The 1,393-nt window shown below is 69.1% G+C and carries 1 protein-coding gene; it reads right to left on the bottom strand.

Annotation, left to right across the window (positions count from 1 at the left end; translation table 11 throughout):
- Positions 1-1,234, bottom strand: a 1,234-nt coding sequence (locus tag ACIG87_RS32270; RefSeq protein ID WP_396855405.1) for an IS701 family transposase, incomplete at its 3' end; no start/stop codon positions are given.
- Between the last annotated feature and the right edge of the window lie 159 nt (positions 1,235-1,393).

Here is a 1,393-nt window from a genome sequence, read left to right as displayed (position 1 = left end):
ACCTGGCCTGTCTGCGCTGGTAGTGGGATCGTCGGGCTCGGGCTTGGGATGTTCGCCGCCAGTACGACCAGTGCAGGATGTGCTCCGGTGGTTGCGCCACGGTGAGGACGAAGGCGTTGAGGAGTCGGCGGATCTCGGCGACGGTCAACGCGATGATCTTCGTGTCTGGGTCGGGCTGCTGTGTAGTGGCGAGGATGGTCAGGACGGCCAGGGCGAGCATGGCCAGGGTGATGAACCGGTGCCAGCCGGTCCAGCCGCGGACCTGGTAGTGGTCGAGGCCGACTTGGCCTTTGCCGGTCTGGAACAGCTCCTCGATGCTCCAGCGGGAGCCGGCCACTCGGATCAGGGTGTGCAGCGGAATCGGGCGGGGTGACCAGCACACGTAGAAGGCCAACTCGCCGGTGGTGCGGTTGCGGCGGATAAGCAGCCACCGATGCTCGCCGGGCCGGGTGGCGGTGGTGATCCAGGCCCACAGGTAGTCGCGGGGACCTTTCGCGCCTGGTCCGCAGCTGTGCGGTTGCCACTCAGCGGTGGGGATCCGCTCGGCGAGGTCGTCGACGCGGACCAGGGTGCGGCCGTCGTTGACGTGCACGCGCCGGTCGCAGCCGACGGCCAGGACGTAGCCGATCTCGCGGTGTTCCAGGTCGGCGCGGAGACCGGGGTCGGCGCCGTAGACCTCGTCGCCGGTCACCCACCTGAACGGGACTCCGGCGTCGAGCGCGGCGGTGATCATCTGCCGGGCAAGGGCCGGCTTCGTCGCGAACCGGACCTGGTCGGGGACGCCGGCGGCGGCGAGGCGGTCGGGCTGATCGCACCAGGTCGTCTCGGGCAGGTAGAGCCGGCGATCGATCATCGCCCGCCCCGCCGGTGACACATAGGCCAGGAACACCCCGACCTGGCTGTTCTCGACACGGCCGGCGGTGCCGGTGTACTGACGCTGCACCCCGACCGAGCACACGCCCTTCTTCAGGAAGCCGGTCTCGTCGGTGACCAACACCGCGTCGGGGTGGCCGAGCTGCTCGACCAGCCAATCACGCACGTCATCGCGGACGGCGTCGGCGTTCCACACCGCCGAACGCAGCAGCCTCTGCATCGCCTGCGGATCAGCATGGCCAGCCCGCTCCGCAAGCGACCAGCAGGTCTTGCGTTCGGCCTCTGACAGCAGTCCTTCCACGAACTGCCCGGCCGTCCGGCGTGGCTCCGCCCGCACGAACCGGCCAGCGACACGCGTCACCGCCTCGTCCAGGATGACCCGCCACCCGGCGGGGTCTACGCTGTGGCACGCGGCCACCGCACGATCTTCGGTTGTCCTCACAAACCATCGATGATCAACGCGGTGGCCGTCTTCACGCCCACGCCACGCCCAACGCCGAAGCCAAGTGACGTTGGAGTA

The organism is Micromonospora sp. NPDC051925 (assembly GCF_044548625.1).
In the GTDB taxonomy this organism is placed as follows: Bacteria; Actinomycetota; Actinomycetes; order Mycobacteriales; family Micromonosporaceae; genus Micromonospora.
The sequence above is the reverse complement of the archived record's forward strand: the minus strand, read 5'-3'. Positions and strand labels throughout refer to the sequence as shown.